The following is a 16,277-nucleotide window of genomic DNA, read 5'->3' as shown; positions in this document are numbered from 1 at the left end:
ATAATGTTAGAGTATTGATGGGCCAGTCTTTCTATCAGGGGCTGTATTTCTTTTCTTGTTGTAAGATATCGCGTCTGAATGCCGGGCTATTGGCAGCTAATTGAGCCGTATCGGTTTTTAGTACTTCCCGGCTAAGGGTTACCATATCCTTCAGGTGGATCTGGGCATTGGTATGCAGGCGTTTGATCTCAAATTGGCGCTGGTGGGGGAGTGTGTTGACTTTACCCTGGAGAAAATCATTGTTGACGATGAAGGTATCTATCGATGCCTGCAATTCCAGGCGTAGTTCTTTTATTTCCTCTGGGGTTAGTTTGGGGCGGGTGATCAGTACAATATCCTTGCTGATGATCTGACTAAGGCTGCGTTGTTCATTGGCTACACGGCTCACCTGTACCAATTGTTCGTTTTCCTGGCTCCGCAAATAGATCAGGTAATAACCCGTGAAGTTGAACAACAATACTGTTGCCAACAGCACAATTGCAATACGTACCAGCTTACGGAACGGATTCTTCATGGTTTAAATGGGATATTCGACCAATAAATAACTGCAAAACAATGGTTTCTATTGAATACAGGCATGCTTATTTTTAATGAAAGGGGTGAATTACCGTAAAATAACTGGTATAAACCGGATTAAATGACGGTGTTATCAGAAACTGACCCCACTTTGGATGCGATTCAATAGCATATTGTAACAGTTGCGTATCAGGCGGTCGGCAATCTGGTTGCGGGTAGGAGGCCGGTCATCAAACCGGTTATTGATCATGGCCCAATCGGCCGCTGTTAGGGCCCGTTGATCGCCTTTATAGGTAGCTCTTTCCTGCCGCCAGATATAGTTATCCGGGAAATTGTCATACAGGATATTGCGTCCGGTAGCCCAGTCATAAATGCGGCATTCCAGTGTGGCATTGCTTTGCAGCAGGCGCCGGCTTACATACACTGTTGCATAAACAGTAGTATATACAGGTTGTGGGGATTGCTTTTGGTACTGCCTGTTTGTATTTGCGTCGAACGTTGGATGGTGTAGTTGTTGGAAGAGAGCTGTCCAATAAAGATACTGGTGAAGTTGAGGTCCACTACCCGGTCGGCCCGTATACGCTGCGCCCTTGCTTCCCAATCGGTAAAGAAACGCACATGCTGAAAAGACCCGTTATTCAGGTCGCGCACCATTTGTTGCTGCAGCCAGTCGTTCGTGAATCCCCAATAATTGTATCCATAACGGTCGTATTGAACGGGGTTGACCACCACGCGGATCATGCTTTTCTCTTCGGCCTGCCTCAGTAAATTGTTTACATCCTTAAAACCGGGTACGGCATTATTGGCCTTGCTGAAATAGTCGTAGGCCTGCTGGGCATATTGACGGTTGTTGTAATTCATGTATTCCAGGCCCTGGTTGTAGTATTCCGTGGCGGCTTTTTCTTTGGCGCTGACAATGGCGGGCGAAGGGTCTTTTACATTGGGCAATGCCTGACTGGCGGCCGGGGAGCCCTTAATAGCCTGGTACATTTGCAGCAATACTTCCCGCTCTTTGGCTATTTCCATCCAGCGGTCGCCCAGGTGGCCGCTGTTCTTATTGGCAGTAATGATCTCCTTGCGCTTTTCGAGGGCCGAGTCATAAGCTGCCGGCAGCATGTCGGCTGCTTGCTTATCCTGGGCATTCTTATTGAGCCTTTCAATCAGTTCAAAAACGGTTTTATCCTCGTAGGTATAGCGATTGGAAAGTTTGTTGCCCGAGCCACAGGCAAGCAGGAATAGCAGGAAGATACCATACAATAAGCGGGTAGTCATGGTGATTGGTTTTTGCCACTACATTGCCTTAACCTGTATAAAGATAAATAATAATAAATGAGCAAGGTCAACCTTCGGCACCCTTCAGGCTTCCTTAAACTACAACAAAGCCAGCCGTTTTGAAATAAACGTCATCCCGCTATATGGCGTGAAGGTTGGCGACTGAAGGAGATCTGGGTGAAGCGTGATCCACCCCCCTCGCAGGCACAGGGCGATCCCTTAATTCAACGCTGGCAAGGACCATTTTTAATCGGGCCGGCCTAGGCCTAAACAGGGACCAAAGACGGACCAAACAGGGACCAAACTCGGACAAAAGACGGACAAAGCACCTGTTTGGCCCCTGCTTGCATATTGTTTATTTTAAATATGTATCGGTTGTTTACTAGCCATAAACCGACTTACTACCGGCCATGCCGGCGTGATGAATATTCTTTCCCCTTCCTTCAACGAAGGGGGATAAATATCCTGTCCCGTCAGGTCTTGTACTGGTGGATAGATTTTGCCGAAGGTTTTCGGCCTGATCAGCGAGTAATGGAATCAATAATCAATCACCTGCTCTTCGATAACAGCGGGCATTTCGCGGAATTCATATTGCTGGTTGCGGAGCTGGGGCTCAAAGCCGGCTTCGCGGATGGCCAGTTGAATGCTTTTATAGGTGAACCGATGGGGGCGCCGGCGGCACTGACCACATTTTCTTCCAGCATAATGCTGCCAAAGTCGTTGGCGCCGCCATGCAGGCAGATCTGGGCCGTTTGCTTGCCTACCGTAAGCCAGGAGGCCTGGATGTTTTTTACATTGGGCAGCATGATGCGGCTAATGGCGATCATGCGGATATATTCGTCGGCGGTGGTTAGGTTATGAACACCCCGGATACGGGTAAGCAGGGTATCTACATCCTGGAAGGTCCAGGGGATAAAGGCCAGGAAGCCTTTGGCGGTTTCCGGCTTGCGGCTTTGCACTTCCCTAAGTTTCACCAGGTGCTCGAAACGTTCCCGCAGGGTTTCTACATGGCCAAACATCATGGTAGCCGAGGTGGTGATATCCAGTTTATGCGCTTCGTGCATAATATCGAGCCATTCCTGGGAGCCGCATTTTCCTTTGGAAATAAGACGGCGTACCCGGTCTACCAGTATTTCGGCGCCTGCACCGGGCAGGCTGTCCATACCCGCTTCTTTCAAGGCTGTCAATACCTCGCGGTGGGTTGATTTTTCCAGTTTGGTGATATGGGCTACCTCGGGAGGTCCCAGGGTATGCAGTTTCAGGGTAGGATACATGGTTTTGAGCTCACGAAACAGGTCTACATAGAATTGTAAACCCAGTTTGGGGTGGTGGCCGCCCTGGAGCAACAACTGATCGCCTCCCCAACGGAAGGTTTGTTCTATTTTCTTTTTATAGGTATCGATATCAGTAATATAGGCTTCTGCATGGCCCGGAATGCGGTAGAAATTGCAGAATTTACAATTGGCGGTGCAAACATTGGTCGTATTAACGTTCCGGTCAATTTGCCAGGTCACTTTATTGTAGGGAACCTGCTTTTTCCTCATTTCATTGGCCACATACATGAGTTCGGTAAGGGGGCTTCCTCAAATAATTGCATGCCTTCCTCAATACTCAGGAATTCAAACTGCAGGGCTTTCGCGTAGAGATCATCTGTTTTCATAACACTCATTAAGCAACAAAAATACTAAACACAAGGTTTTACTGCTAACTACTATTTTTTATCCGAATAGTCGTTTCTTCCTATAAATCAACTAACTTAATTAAGCAATACCGGTAAATGTCGTTTGTCCATCAAAACCGGTCATTGGCAGACAAATCCATAGCGTACCCGGGAAAATTAGTAAAATAGCCTATGCGATTGCGTTCCATTACTACACTGCTACTGCTAACCTTAGCCCATCACTTGCTGCCCGCGCAGGAAGTATTTGCGCCTGATCCTGCCAAACATATTACCAGCTTTGGTTTCAAGATGCTCACGGGGGTATTATTACCCTGAAAGCCAAATTGAGCAATTTTCCGGATTCACTAAACTTTATACTGGATACAGGCAGTGGGGGATCTCGATCGATTCTACTACGGCTGCCCAAATCAAGATCCAGTCGGTACCCAGCGACCGTACCATACGGGTATTGCCGGCAGTATGACCGTACGCTTTTCCTACAATCAAACCCTCCGCCTGCCGGGCCTTACCGTAGACAGCCTTAATTTTCACATCAATGATTATGATATCCTCACCAGCGCTTATGGCGAGAAAATTGATGGGATCATTGGCTACAGCGTTTTATCGCGATATATCGTAAAAGTGAACTATGACAGCTCCAAGATCCATATTTACACCAAAGGTTCGATCAAATATCCGCGCGGCGGCTATTTACTGAAGCCCCAATTGCAATTTATACCCATCCTTACTTCCGAGGTCAAAGATGCCCGTGACCTCTTAGCCCGGTTTTATTTTGATACCGGTGCAGGTATGTGCCTATTGATGACTTCGGATTTTGTAAACGACAGCGCTATTGTAAGCAAGCGGCGTAAATGGTATGCTACGCAGGCCGAAGGGCTGGGAGGTAAGGCGCCCATGAAACAGGGAGTTGTAAAGCAATTGCGCCTGGGGCCCTATAAGTTCAGGAATGTGCCCACCTATATTTTCGACGATGAGTACAATGTGATCCAGTATCCTTCCCTTGGCGGCCTTATCGGGAATGACCTGCTCCGCAGGTTTAACCTGATCATTAATTATGAAAAGTCGGAAATTCACATGTTGCCCAATTCGCATTTCAAAGATGTGTTTGATTATGCCTATACTGGTCTGGGCATGTATGTGGTAGAAGGCGAGATCCTGGTAGTGGATGTGATGCCTGGGTCACCAGCCGAACAGGCCGGTTTTAAGCCGGATGACCTGATCGTAGCCGTACAGAACAATTTCAGCAAGAATATACAGACCTACAAAAACCTGATGCAAACGCCGGGTGAAAAACTCAAGATACTGGTGCTCCGCGAAGGAGGCCCCATTGTACTTACACTCAAGGTCAAAAATATCCTGACAGGAAGATAGCGCCGCTATTGGGCAGGGCTAAATGGCTAATAATAAGCCAATTACCTGTTTTTCGGGTCAATCTTAGGCTGTTTTAAACATTATACCCCAACTTGTCGTTAATTTGCTGTCCCCCTCACAGCGGCTGCAGTTAATCATGTAATGGGCTGGTTGAGTCCTAAGCCTATGATGATCAGTTTAATCTGTGAGTAAAAAGAAAGAAATAATCCATGATACAATTTGAGAAGTTTACTTTGTCCAATGGGCTGCGCGTAGTAGTACATGAAGATGCTGCTACTCCCATGGTGGTGGTGAATATTATGTACGATGTAGGCGCCCGGGATGAAGATCCAGGTAAAACAGGTTTTGCGCATTTGTTTGAACACCTGATGTTTGGCGGCTCCATCAATATTGAAGATTTTGAGACGCCTTTACAAATGGCGGGTGGAGAGAACAATGCGTATACAACCAATGATGTGACGAATTATTATGTACAGCTGCCTGCCGAGAACCTGGAAACAGCGCTTTGGCTGGAAAGTGACCGGTTGCTATCGCTGGCTTTTGATGAAAAAGCCTGGAAGTACAACGTAAGGTAGTATCGGAAGAATTCAAAGAGCATTATATCAATAAGCCTTATGGTGATGTATGGTTCAAGATCCGTGAAATGGCTTATCCCACCCACCCTTACCGGTGGATGACGATTGGTAAAGACCTGTCGCATATTGAAAATGCTACACTGGAAGATGTAAAGCAATTTTTCTTCAAGCACTACCGTCCGGTGAATGGCATCCTGGTAGTAGGGGGTAATGTGAAAACGGCTGAAGTAAAAGCCTTGGTGGAGAAATGGTTTGGCGATATTCCGGCTGGGGAAAAATATGTTCGTTCCATTCTGATGAGCTGCCGCAAACAGCGCCCCGCCGTATGGAAGTAAAGGCCGATGTGCCGATTGATGCATTGTATAAGTGCTGGCATATGGACAGCCGGATGGATCATGGGTACTATGTAGCCGATCTGATCACGGAAGTTTTGGGCGGCGGCGGATCATCGCGCTTATTCCAATCTTTGGTAAAAGAAAAGAAACTCTTCAGCCATATTGAATGCTACCATTTTGGTTCTGTAGACAAGGGGTTACTGGCCATTGAAGGCAAACTGGTAAAAGGGGTGAAGATGGAAGACGCTGAAAAAGCGGTGAATGAAGAATTGGAAAAATTGAAGCAGGAAGGGATCAGCGAAAAAGAGCTTACCAAGGTCAAGAATAAAACCGAGTCGGCCATTGCTTTTGAGGACATGAGTGTAATGACGCGTACGAATAACCTGGCCTTTTATGAATTGCTGGGTGATGCCAGCCTGTTCAATACCGACCGCGAGAAGTATTTTGCGGTGACGCGCGAAGATATCCTGCAATACAGCCGGAAGATATTCGATGAAAATAACTCCAATACCCTGTGTTATTACAGTAATAACTAAAGGTAAAGTGGGGCTGCACTTGAGGGTGAGCCGCTCCTGGAGAGCGACCCACCCTTGGAAGAGGAACCACCTTAGGCAGAGTGATTCGCCCTTGGAACAAAAAAGATTTTACAACAATTAGTGATCTTATTTAACAATGCTAAATAGAACTATTGCGCCGGAAATAAAAGAGCCTGTTGACTTCAAGATTGCCTTGCCGGGCTGTCAGAAGCATACGCTTTCCAATGGCATCGAGGTATATACGGTTGATATGGGCAGTGAAGAAACCCTCATGGTAAATTGGGTATTTTATGCCGGCAACTGGTATGAGGATTCAAAAGCGCTGGCAGCAGCTACCAATTTCTTACTTAAGAATGGTACCTCTAAGAAGTCGGCTTTTGACATCAATGAACATTTTGAATACTATGGGGCCTACGTTAGCCGCTCCTGTTACAATGAAACGTCGGAGATTACCCTTCACTGTCTGAACAAACATACCAATGAGCTGCTGCCTACCGTGGCAGAACTGATAACAGATGCCGTTTTCCCAGCCGAAGAACTCACCATTTATAAACAGAATGCCAAACAACGTTTACAAGTAAGCTTGCAGAAATGTGAGTTTGTGGCAGGCCGGTTGATCGATGCTTACCTGTTTGGAGAAAAGCATCCTTACGGTAAATACAACAATGCAGAAGATTATGATACGCTTCAGCGGGAAGACATTGTAGCCTACTACAATAAATACTATCGCAATGGCCGTTGTGTGATCTTTGCCGCTGGTAAATTGCCTGCCGACCTGCTATCGCAACTGGAAAAGCATTTTGGTTCCTTACCCCTTCAATCGCACCGCCAGGAATTAAGCAAGGTGCAACATATATTGGAGCCTGCTCCCGAGAAGAAAAAACATATTATCAACGATCCTAATGGTGTACAGGCTGCCATCCGTATTGCCAGGCCATTCCCCAACAGGCATCACCCCGACTTTCAAAAAACCCTGGTGTTGAATACCCTCTTTGGCGGCTTTTTTGGTTCCAGGCTTATGGGCAATATCCGGGAAGACAAAGGATATACCTATGGCATTTACAGTTACCTGCTCAACTATATCAATGATAGTGGTTGGTTGATCAGCACCGAAGCAGGCAGGGATGTGAGCGAGGCCACCATTACCGAGGTGTACAATGAAATGGAGCTAATGCGGGAGGAACCAGTAGATGAAGAAGAACTGCTGATGACCCGCAACTATATGATTGGCTCCATACTGGGTGATCTGGATGGCCCCTTCCAGGTAATTGGGCGCTGGAAAACCTGGTTCTTAATAATATAGATGAAAATTATTTCTATAATAGCTTGCAAACGATCAGAACGGTAACTGCCCAGGAAATACAAGACCTGTCGAACAAATACCTGCAGCCTGATCAGTTTTATGAGCTGGTAGTTATTTAACAAGATCATTTTGTTGGGGGCTGACCTAAAGGTCAATACCCGCCAAAAGAAGAAAATTATATGGCCCGCCCTGTCGGGCTATATAATTTTTATGGCAGTAAGTTTTTCGGGTATTTATGAGCTTGTGTAGAAGATCAGGGAGTAAAGCTACCCTTGAGAGCCTGTTTTTGCAGTCAGGAAGCCTTTTTGGCACCATTGAGATATACCTTTCGAAGGTTATGGGCCATGGCTACCAGCGCAATCTCTGTTTTTACTTTGCGCAGGCCACGCAGGTGGAAGCGACGGAAGCCCATATTGTGCTTAATGTCGCCAAAGCAACTTTCGATCTCTGTACCGCGTCGCTTTTTTAATGCCTGTCCCAGTTCTGTGTGAAGATTCTCCCGGGCCTGTTGCTTATAGGCTTCAAGCTTTTCATTCACCTCTATCTTCCGGTTGTACCCTTTGGTGGATTTGCAGCATTGTTGGTATAAGGGACAGCCAGCACAATTGTTACACTCATATAGTCTCACTTCAGACTTGTAACCGGTTCTTTTATGCGTCTTCTGATGTTTGCCTTTAAAAACAAGCAGCTCATCATTGGGACATCCGTAACTGTCGGTTACAGGGTCATAGGAGAAGTTCTCCTTTAGAAAAAGGTTTTTCTGGTACCCCTTTGTTTGTTCCTTATGATAAAGTGGGAACTTCATATAATTCTCTATCTCATTTTTCTGCAACAATTCGTAATTCTGTTCTGTACCAAAGATGCTGTCAGCGATGATCCTGTCCGGTTTGCAGGGCTGTTGTTGCTCTATCTGCTGCAGGTGACCTTCAAAGCAAACACCATCATTGGTTGTCTGGTGAACACTGATACCGGTAATGAACTGCTCTTCACTGCCAGCCATTATATTGTAGGCAGGGAGAACCTCCACTTTGTTTTTCATCATCATGGCGCTGGCATCAGGGTCTGTTTTGTTGTAGCCACTGCGCTTGCCTGCTTTGGTGATCTGGTTGTTATACTTGTCTATTTTATGTTCAGCCTCCTTTAGCTTCTTTTTCAGTGTCATTGCCTTGCGACGCTTTCTTTTGGCTGTAGTTGTACGGATCGTATCATTCAATTCAGCTACTTTCTCTGCAATGGCTTCCCGTGTAATAAAGGACGCCTTTCCATGCTCTTCCAGGTCTGCTGTACCGTAAGTTGTTTCTTCCTGCCTGTTCAACTCATCGATCTGCTTAAACAACGACCGGCAGTTTTCTATATTCTTTGCGCCATAGCGTTCTGCATTCTTCTTCCATACCATTTTGTGTTGATTGGCATCGGCCCGTAAGGTCGTGCCATCACAGAAATAGTTCTCCAGTTTTATGTATTGGTGGGCTACCAGGAATTCCAGCATTTCCTTAAACAGGATCTCTATGACTTCTTTGGCCTTGCTGCTACGGAAATTATTGATTGTCCGGAAGTCAGGCCGGCTCATACCACTGAGCCACATAAAATGTATATCCTGGCCGAGTGCTTTGGCTATTTTACGGCCAGTGTAGATCTTGACGCTGTAGGCATATAATAACACTTTCAGCAGCATCCGGGGATGGTAGGAACTAGTGCCGCCGCCTTTGTACAGATTAATTAAGTCACTGATATCCATAGACTCTACAACTTCGTTGACTACCCGGACAAGGTGCTTTTCGCCAATTAATTCTTCCAGAGAAGGGGGTAGCAATAAAGATTGTTGCTGATTGTATTGCTTAAATATTACGGAAGTCTTTACTTTAGCCATTGTAATTTTTGAGTGTGGTAACTTAAAATTACAAAACAGCCCTTACTCTAAAAAGTAAGGGCTGACCTTTTTGGGGTCAACCCTTACTTCTTTAAACAAACTGACCTTTTGGGTCAGCCCCTTTTGTTTAGGGTGATTGCTGCACAGGGGGCGGTTCCCGAACCATACCTGCACTGTAAAGAATAAATGCTAACTTCAGTAGCTATTGCCTGCAAGGGCTTATTCCGGTACGAAAACTCATGGCTATGAATTTTATCATGCGCATCATCGTTACCTCTATTATTGCTTTTGGCTTGTCGTATATCCTTAAAGGGGTACACATTGAATCTTTTGGGCGGCCATTATCTTTGCCATCGTACTGGCCATACTAAATGCCATTGTAAAACCCATTCTCATCTTACTCACCTTGCCCATTACGCTCTTCACCTTTGGCCTCTTCCTCTTTGTGATCAATGCGGCCATTATATTGCTCACCGCCGAATTTGTAAAAGGCTTCCGGGTGGACGGCTTCTGGTGGGCTTTATTGTTTAGCCTCCTGCTGTCTATAATCACTTCGGTATTGTATAAGGAGAACCGGCGTGAGGTAGAGTAATTCCGTTGATTAATTTACAGATAATAATATCCCCTTTCCTGGCTTCGTTACGATCTATATCTTTGAGTATGCAATTTAACCGTAAAGACCTTTCCAACGAAACGTTGGTCCATTTTTATAAAAGCCTGTTGCTTCCCGGCTCACAGAAGAGAAAATGCTGGTGCTTTTACGGCAGGGAAAAATATCCAAATGGTTTAGTGGTATTGGACAGGAAGCCATTGCGGTGGGTGCTGCCCTGGCCCTGGAGCAGGATGAATGGATCATGCCCCTGCATCGCAACCTGGGGGTATTTACCGCGCGCAATATGCCATTGAGTAAATTGCTTATGCAATGGCAGGGAAGTCAGGATGGTTATAGCAAGGGACGGGAAAGGAGCTTTCATTTCGGTAACCGCGAACATCATATTTGTGGTATGATCTCACACCTGGGCCCCCAATTGGCCATTGCCGATGGCGTGGCCCTGGCCCATAAGCTGCGCAAGGAAAATAAAGTGGCCCTGGCTTTTACAGGCGAGGGTGGCACCAGTGAAGGCGATTTCCACGAAGCACTCAATACCGCCGCCGTATGGGACCTGCCGGTGATCTTTCTCATTGAGAACAATGGATACGGGCTCAGTACGCCGGTATCGGAACAATACCGTTGTGAACACCTGGTGGAGCGGGCCAAAGGATATGGCATGGAAGGCATCAGGATAGATGGAAATAATATTCTTTCTGTATATGATACCATCAAAGGGGTGCGCGATTATTGCCTGGAAAAACAAAAGCCTTACCTCGTTGAATGCGCTACTTTCCGCATGCGCGGTCACGAAGAAGCCAGTGGCACCAAATACGTACCTCCCTATTTGTTTGAAGTATGGGAAATGAAAGACCCCATTAAAAACTTTGAACAATTCCTACTGACTGAAGGAGTGTTGGACGAAGAACAGTTAAACGTTATTAAGCAGGATATTAAAGAATACATTGAAGTAGAGCTCTCGATAGGTTTTAATGCAGCTCCCTGGTGGTGGATGCTGAAAACGAGCTGGATGATGTGTATGCCTTGCGGCCGGCAAGCGTAAATACCGTACAGGTGGTTGATAACTCGCAACTGATGCTGGATATCGAACTTCCTGCTACCGAGCTACGCCTTATAGATGCCATCAAAGAAGGCTTACACCAGTCCATGCAGCAACACCCCAACCTGGTACTTATGGGACAGGACATTGCTGAATATGGCGGTGCTTTTAAGATCACCGAAGGTTTTGTACAGGAATTTGGCAAGGAGCGGGTACGTAATACGCCGCTTTGTGAAAGTGCTATTGTGGGCAGCGCTCTGGGTCTTAGCCTCGAAGGGTTTAAGAGCATGATGGAAATGCAGTTTGCCGATTTTGTTACCGTGGGTTTTAACCAGATCATTAATAACCTGGCCAAGATCCATTATCGCTGGGGACAACCGGCCGATGTGGTGATCCGCATGCCGACAGGTGGGGGCGTAGGTGCCGGGCCTTTTCATTCCCAAAGCAATGAAGCCTGGTTTGTACATACGCCTGGCCTTAAAGTGGTGTATCCCTCCACACCCATAGATGCCAAAGGTTTGTTGATCGCAGCGCTCAATGATCCCAACCCGGTGATGTTCTTTGAGCACAAGGCTCTGTACCGTAGTATAAGTGGCGCCGTACCGTTGGACTATTACGAAATTGAGATCGGCAAAGCGCGGGTGGTACAGGAAGGAGTAGACATAGCCATTATTACCTATGGCAGCGGTGTACATTGGGCTACAGAATATGCCCAGTCGCATAGCTATATTTCTTTCCATATCCTCGATCTGCGTACGCTATTGCCCCTGGATTATGCTGCTATTCGCCAGGCTGTGGCCCGTACCGGCAAAGTGTTGATCCTGCATGAAGATACCCTGGTAGGCGGTATTGGCGGTGAACTGGCTGCCTGGATTGGTGAATATTGTTTTGACCTGCTGGATGCCCCGGTCATGCGTTGCGCTTCACTGGATACCCCCGTACCTTTTAATATTGAACTGGAAAACAATTTCCTGGCCAAAGCAAGATTGGATGAATACATCAGGAAGTTGATCAATTATTGATAACCCCATTTACTGAACAAGCCCCGTCCCTTGCCATATGCGCAACACCCTATTCCTCTTTAGCCTCTGTTTTATTGGTGCAACTGCGGCCCTGGCACAGCCCTTACCCAAGGCGGCCAAAGATGCCTTCCTGATCAGCCGCATGGCCAATAAGTTTCATGTGCAGCCCCGTCCGCTGGACGATGCCCTTTCCATCAACCTGTATACTGTTTTGCTGGAATCACTGGATGAGCAGCGTCTCTTCTTTACGCAGGAAGACCTGGCCCGCCTGGCACCCTGGCAATTGAAGCTGGATGATGAAGTGAAGACCCGCCAAACTGCTTTTCTGCAATTGCTGATCACTACTTATAAACTGCGCTTACAGCAGGCAGATACGATGGCCGATAATATTTGCAAAACATCTTTTAACTTCTCCCTCAAAGAAAAACGCACGATTGCAGAAGATACCACCCATCCGGCCACTGTAGCCGCTATGCGCACCAAGTTGTATAAACTGATGAAAGGGGCGGTATTGGATGCCCTGGTAGATTATGCGGCCATTACCAATCCGGCTAAGGACCCCACCAAAAGTTTGTAGACAGCCTGGAACCCATCCTGCGCAAGAAAGCACTGACTTCTTTTAAACGTTCCATTAAACGTACCCTTCAAAATCCCCTTGGTATTGAAACGGCCATGGCCAACCTTTGGTGCTCCTCGCTGGCCGCCTGTTATGATCCCCATACCGCTTATTTTCCTCCCGCTACCAAGGAGTCATTTGAAGGCCACCTGGGTAAAAAACAATTGGAGTTCGGCTTAACCCTCGATGAGGATAAGGATGGCAATGCCCAAATAGCTGCACTAAAACCCGGTAGCCCGGCCTTTCAAAGTGGCCAGCTCAATGAAGGGGATAAGTTACAAAGTGTTCAAACCGACAATAAGCCAGCGGTGGATGTTTCGACAGCAGGTGCCGCCGCAATCAACCAGGTGCTGTCGGCTGCAGGCAGCGGTAAAACGGTGCTGACGGTTAAAAAGGCCGATGGTTCTACCCGGCAGGTTACGTTGAGTAAGCAAAAACAACTGACGGATGATGAGGAAGACAAAGTGAAAGGCTTTGTGCTCAAGGGCAGTAAAAACATTGGTTATATATCGCTCCCTGCATTCTATTTGGATTGGGAAGACGAGCAGGGTGTCAATGGCTGCGCCAATGATGTGGGCCGTGAGATCATTAAACTGAAGAAGGAAAACATCAGTGGTCTTATCCTCGATCTGCGGTACAATGGTGGCGGCTCCCTGCAGGAAGCGCTTGAACTGGCGGGCATTTTTATTGATGCCGGCCCGGTAGCGCAGATCAAATCACGCGATCCCAAAGTAACGACACTCAAGGATATTAACCGGGGTACAGTATATGATGGGCCTTTGTTGGTACTCATTAATGGTTTTAGCGCCTCGGCTTCTGAAATGCTGGCGGCTTCCTTACAAGATTATAACCGGGCGTTGATTGTTGGCGCCACTTCTTATGGTAAGGCTACGGCTCAGGAGGTACTGCCATTGGATACCACCATCGACCGGGAATCCTATAATGGCAAGGCAGCTTCGGATAGTTATATCAAACTCACCACCTCTTGTCTGTACCGTCTTACTGGCGCCACAGCCCAGGCCCAGGGGTACTACCGCATATCGTTTTGCCCGATATGGCCGATGCGCTATCGGAGAAAGAGGCCAATGAAAGAAATGTGTTGCGCCCTGTTGCCATTGAAGGCAATAAGTATTATAAACCCCTGGCGGCTTTACCGGTGGCCAGTGCTGCCAGCATTGCCAAACAGGTATTGGATACATCCCTTTATTTTAAGGAACTACAGGCCTATATTGACCAGGAGAAAAAGAAGGCTGTTCTGCAGGATGCATCGCTTCAACTGGAAGAAGCCTGGCAGGCACACAAAACAACGCTTCAACAGGGTAGTGCAGAAGCGCCAGTGCCAGGTAAGGAAAGCGGTGCCGGGTTTACAGTAGACAACCATGCTTATGCCCGGCAAAGGCTGCAGGCAGATCGTGACCTGCGGGAAGTAAATGAAGCCCGGAAAGAAAATATACTAGCCGATCCTTATATTAAGATTGCCTGGCAACTATTGGCCGGGATCAAATAAAGCAGCCCTTCTGCTACTTGTTTAGCTGGAAAACCGGGCCTACCTGTTTCCCGGATCAGTAACATTTTTACATTTATGCAAACCCCCTTAACATGACACGTAACCGGCTTTTGCTACTGGCCCTCTTTTTCTGCTTTGGTTTTATTTATCAATCATCACAAGCGCAAAACCTGGACAATCCAGGCGAATACATGACTGCTATCAGCAAGGCCCGCGGCGATATGGATGCCAAATACATGCAATACCTCAGTGCGGCTGCCCATGGAAGGCGTGCCCGCAAAGTAGAAAAGCTACGCCTGCAGGTATTGGAAAGCATTACGCAGAGCCGGTATAAAACTACCGACCTGCCCATGTACAAAGGCGATAACTCACTGCGTAAGGGCAGCATTGATTATATTCAAATGTGTTACCGCATTTTTTGATGAAGACTATAAGAAGATTGTGAATATGGAGGAATTGGCCGAGCAGTCATTTGATGAAATGCAGGCTTACCTGTTATTGCAGGAAAAAGTAAGTGAAAAACTTAATGAAGCCGCAGCCAACCTGGAGAAAGCAAATAATGATTTTGCAGCAAAATATAAAGTACAGATCATTAACCAGAAAAGTGAGCTAGGGGAGAAGATGGACGTGGCGGCTAAGCTCAATCAATATACCAACGATGTATTCCTTACCTTCTTTAAAAGCAACTGGCAGGATGGGAAGATGGTAGAAGCCATGAACAATAAAAAGGTGAACGATATTGAACAGGCGCGCAGTGCCCTGGCCAGCTATGCCAACGAAGGATTGAAAGCGCTGGATACCCTCAAAATGTTTAATGGCGATCCAACCCTGGCCAATGCCTGCCGCGAAGTGCTTAAGTATTATAAAGGCATGAGTGAAACCGATGTGCCCAAGCTTACCGACTTCTACCTCAAACAGGAAAACTTTGAGAAGATCAAGAAATCATTTGATGCCAAGCCCGCCAATAGCCGCACCAAGGAAGATGTGGATGCGTACAATAAGGGCGTTAATGAAATGAACAATGCGGTAGGTGCTTTCAATAAGATCAACAATGATATTAACAACAGGCGTACCGCTGTACTAAATGGCTGGGCGCAGGCCGACAAAAAATTCTCCGATACCCATATGCCTTATTATCGTTGATTACTGATTATTAATTGCTAATTATTACTGTGATTCCAAGCCTGCCTGACTAACGGGATTTTTCTTAAGTACTGTTAAAATCAGGTCTTTTTTGACAAATTAAAATAATTGCCTATATTTGTATTCATGGCAATGGCCACTAAAAATATCGCCATCGAAAAACCGCTTATGAGTACAGTTAATATAAGGTTGTATGACATTTTCAGGAAGAGTTTTTAAGTTGCCTGAAAGTGAGGCACAGAAAGCAGTAGAGGCAATTGAAGACGTGTATAAGGAAAGAAGTAATGCTAAACATGCGCATACAGTGGATATTATTCATAAAGATATGCAGACATTGAAGGAACACATGGATATCAAATTTGAGTATCTGAAGGAATACATGGATACTAAATTCTCTACCAAAGAAGAACAGGCAAATTCAAGAACTGATCTTGTTAAGTGGATGTTCCTTTTTGGATTGGCCAGGTGGCTGCTACCTTTGGGTTTATACTACTCTTTTGAAAAAATAATAAACGACCCTGCTGTATTAAAATACGCACACTTATTTGGAAGGGCAGAAGCATTAAAGCTTTTGCCTTTTTTATTGCATAAAGAAATAAGTATGTAATATTCCTACTCTCTGCATCTACTTCTCAAACCCCCTGCTGCATGAGAAGGATAACTGTACTCTTGTGGATAGCTTCTTTTTCGCTTGCCGCGCACGCCCAGCACGATCTTTCGGGCAGCAGGAAAAGTAGTGTGCATACTTATATATACCGCATATCGGCCGAAGAAACCCAGTTGTTATATGGCTCGAAGATGGACAAGCTGACCGATAAATACCTGCATACACCAGTGGATTCTTTTGTTACGGATGGGGAGGCGTACCTACATTAAGGGCC

The 16,277-nt window shown here is 46.3% G+C and carries 18 protein-coding genes and 2 pseudogenes; 15 read left to right on the top strand and 5 right to left on the bottom strand.

From position 1 onward, the window contains the following. Positions 1-34 precede the first annotated feature (34 nt). From RS881_RS57065 to RS881_RS57050, 4 genes and pseudogenes are all read right to left on the bottom strand, one after another. On the bottom strand, positions 35-514 hold the full coding sequence (locus RS881_RS57065; RefSeq protein ID WP_315818912.1) for a hypothetical protein: 480 nt from the start codon (positions 512-514) through the stop codon (positions 35-37). A 135-nt stretch (positions 515-649) separates the two neighbouring features. After that, complete coding sequence (locus RS881_RS57060; RefSeq protein ID WP_315818911.1) at positions 650-940, bottom strand: hypothetical protein; 291 nt, start codon at positions 938-940, stop codon at positions 650-652. Continuing rightward, a complete protein-coding gene (locus tag RS881_RS57055; RefSeq protein ID WP_315818910.1) occupies positions 931-1,788 on the bottom strand; it encodes a hypothetical protein in 858 nt (285 codons plus the stop codon). The genes RS881_RS57060 and RS881_RS57055 overlap by 10 nt, the downstream gene beginning before the upstream one ends. A 537-nt stretch (positions 1,789-2,325) precedes the next feature. Further along, positions 2,326-3,332 (bottom strand): annotated as a pseudogene (locus RS881_RS57050) (CofH family radical SAM protein). 308 nt (positions 3,333-3,640) lie between these two features. On the opposite strand from RS881_RS57050, the gene RS881_RS57045 reads away from it, so the two are divergent. The 6 genes from RS881_RS57045 to RS881_RS57020 all read left to right on the top strand — a co-directional run bounded on the left by RS881_RS57045 (position 3,641) and on the right by RS881_RS57020 (position 7,589). Beyond that, positions 3,641-3,784: a hypothetical protein gene (locus tag RS881_RS57045; RefSeq protein ID WP_315818909.1), complete on the top strand. Its 144-nt coding sequence runs from the start codon at positions 3,641-3,643 to the stop codon at positions 3,782-3,784. Between the two features lie 144 nt (positions 3,785-3,928). Then, positions 3,929-4,840, top strand: coding sequence for an aspartyl protease family protein (locus RS881_RS57040; protein ID WP_315818908.1), 912 nt, complete (start codon positions 3,929-3,931; stop codon positions 4,838-4,840). Positions 4,841-5,049: 209 nt separating this feature from the next. Then, complete coding sequence (locus RS881_RS57035; protein WP_315818907.1) at positions 5,050-5,415, top strand: M16 family metallopeptidase; 366 nt, start codon at positions 5,050-5,052, stop codon at positions 5,413-5,415. Between the two features lie 68 nt (positions 5,416-5,483). Then, entirely contained in the window at positions 5,484-5,750 is a 267-nt protein-coding gene (locus RS881_RS57030) for a M16 family metallopeptidase (protein ID WP_315818906.1), read from the top strand. Then, positions 5,741-6,286: a M16 family metallopeptidase gene (locus RS881_RS57025; RefSeq protein WP_315818905.1), complete on the top strand. Its 546-nt coding sequence runs from the start codon at positions 5,741-5,743 to the stop codon at positions 6,284-6,286. The genes RS881_RS57030 and RS881_RS57025 overlap by 10 nt, the downstream gene beginning before the upstream one ends. 136 nt (positions 6,287-6,422) lie before the next feature. Further along, complete coding sequence (locus RS881_RS57020) at positions 6,423-7,589, top strand: M16 family metallopeptidase (RefSeq protein ID WP_315818904.1); 1,167 nt, start codon at positions 6,423-6,425, stop codon at positions 7,587-7,589. Positions 7,590-7,881: 292 nt separating this feature from the next. Here the strand turns inward: RS881_RS57020 and RS881_RS57015 are convergent, their stop codons facing one another. Continuing rightward, positions 7,882-9,459, bottom strand: coding sequence for an IS1182 family transposase (locus RS881_RS57015; RefSeq protein WP_315818903.1), 1,578 nt, complete (start codon positions 9,457-9,459; stop codon positions 7,882-7,884). A gap of 325 nt (positions 9,460-9,784) precedes the next feature. On the opposite strand from RS881_RS57015, the gene RS881_RS57010 reads away from it, so the two are divergent. From RS881_RS57010 to RS881_RS56965, 9 genes and pseudogenes are all read left to right on the top strand, one after another. Further along, the gene (locus RS881_RS57010) at positions 9,785-10,051 is read left to right on the top strand and encodes a phage holin family protein (protein WP_315824953.1); all 267 of its coding nucleotides are present in this window, start codon (positions 9,785-9,787) and stop codon (positions 10,049-10,051) included. Positions 10,052-10,119: 68 nt separating this feature from the next. Beyond that, positions 10,120-12,130: pseudogene (locus RS881_RS62165) on the top strand (alpha-ketoacid dehydrogenase subunit alpha/beta). Positions 12,131-12,167: 37 nt separating this feature from the next. Continuing rightward, positions 12,168-12,707 (top strand): hypothetical protein, encoded by a 540-nt coding sequence (locus RS881_RS56995; protein WP_315818900.1) that lies wholly within the window; start codon positions 12,168-12,170, stop codon positions 12,705-12,707. Between the two features lie 95 nt (positions 12,708-12,802). After that, entirely contained in the window at positions 12,803-14,119 is a 1,317-nt protein-coding gene (locus RS881_RS56990; protein ID WP_315818899.1) for a S41 family peptidase, read from the top strand. Continuing rightward, positions 14,083-14,253: a hypothetical protein gene (locus tag RS881_RS56985; RefSeq protein WP_315818898.1), complete on the top strand. Its 171-nt coding sequence runs from the start codon at positions 14,083-14,085 to the stop codon at positions 14,251-14,253. Before RS881_RS56990 ends, RS881_RS56985 begins: the two co-directional genes overlap by 37 nt. A 92-nt stretch (positions 14,254-14,345) precedes the next feature. Beyond that, positions 14,346-14,675: a hypothetical protein gene (locus RS881_RS56980; protein ID WP_315818897.1), complete on the top strand. Its 330-nt coding sequence runs from the start codon at positions 14,346-14,348 to the stop codon at positions 14,673-14,675. A gap of 25 nt (positions 14,676-14,700) precedes the next feature. Further along, on the top strand, positions 14,701-15,396 hold the full coding sequence (locus tag RS881_RS56975) for an LIC11966 family surface protein (protein ID WP_315818896.1): 696 nt from the start codon (positions 14,701-14,703) through the stop codon (positions 15,394-15,396). A gap of 193 nt (positions 15,397-15,589) precedes the next feature. Beyond that, positions 15,590-16,003: a hypothetical protein gene (locus RS881_RS56970; protein ID WP_315818895.1), complete on the top strand. Its 414-nt coding sequence runs from the start codon at positions 15,590-15,592 to the stop codon at positions 16,001-16,003. A gap of 41 nt (positions 16,004-16,044) precedes the next feature. Next, positions 16,045-16,272 (top strand): hypothetical protein, encoded by a 228-nt coding sequence (locus tag RS881_RS56965; RefSeq protein WP_315818894.1) that lies wholly within the window; start codon positions 16,045-16,047, stop codon positions 16,270-16,272. The last annotated feature ends 5 nt before the right edge of the window (positions 16,273-16,277 follow it).

Origin of the sequence: Paraflavitalea speifideaquila (assembly GCF_032395985.1) — a bacterium.
Classification (GTDB): domain Bacteria; phylum Bacteroidota; class Bacteroidia; order Chitinophagales; family Chitinophagaceae; genus Paraflavitalea; species Paraflavitalea speifideaquila.
This window is presented reverse-complemented; position numbering and strand designations above follow the sequence as displayed.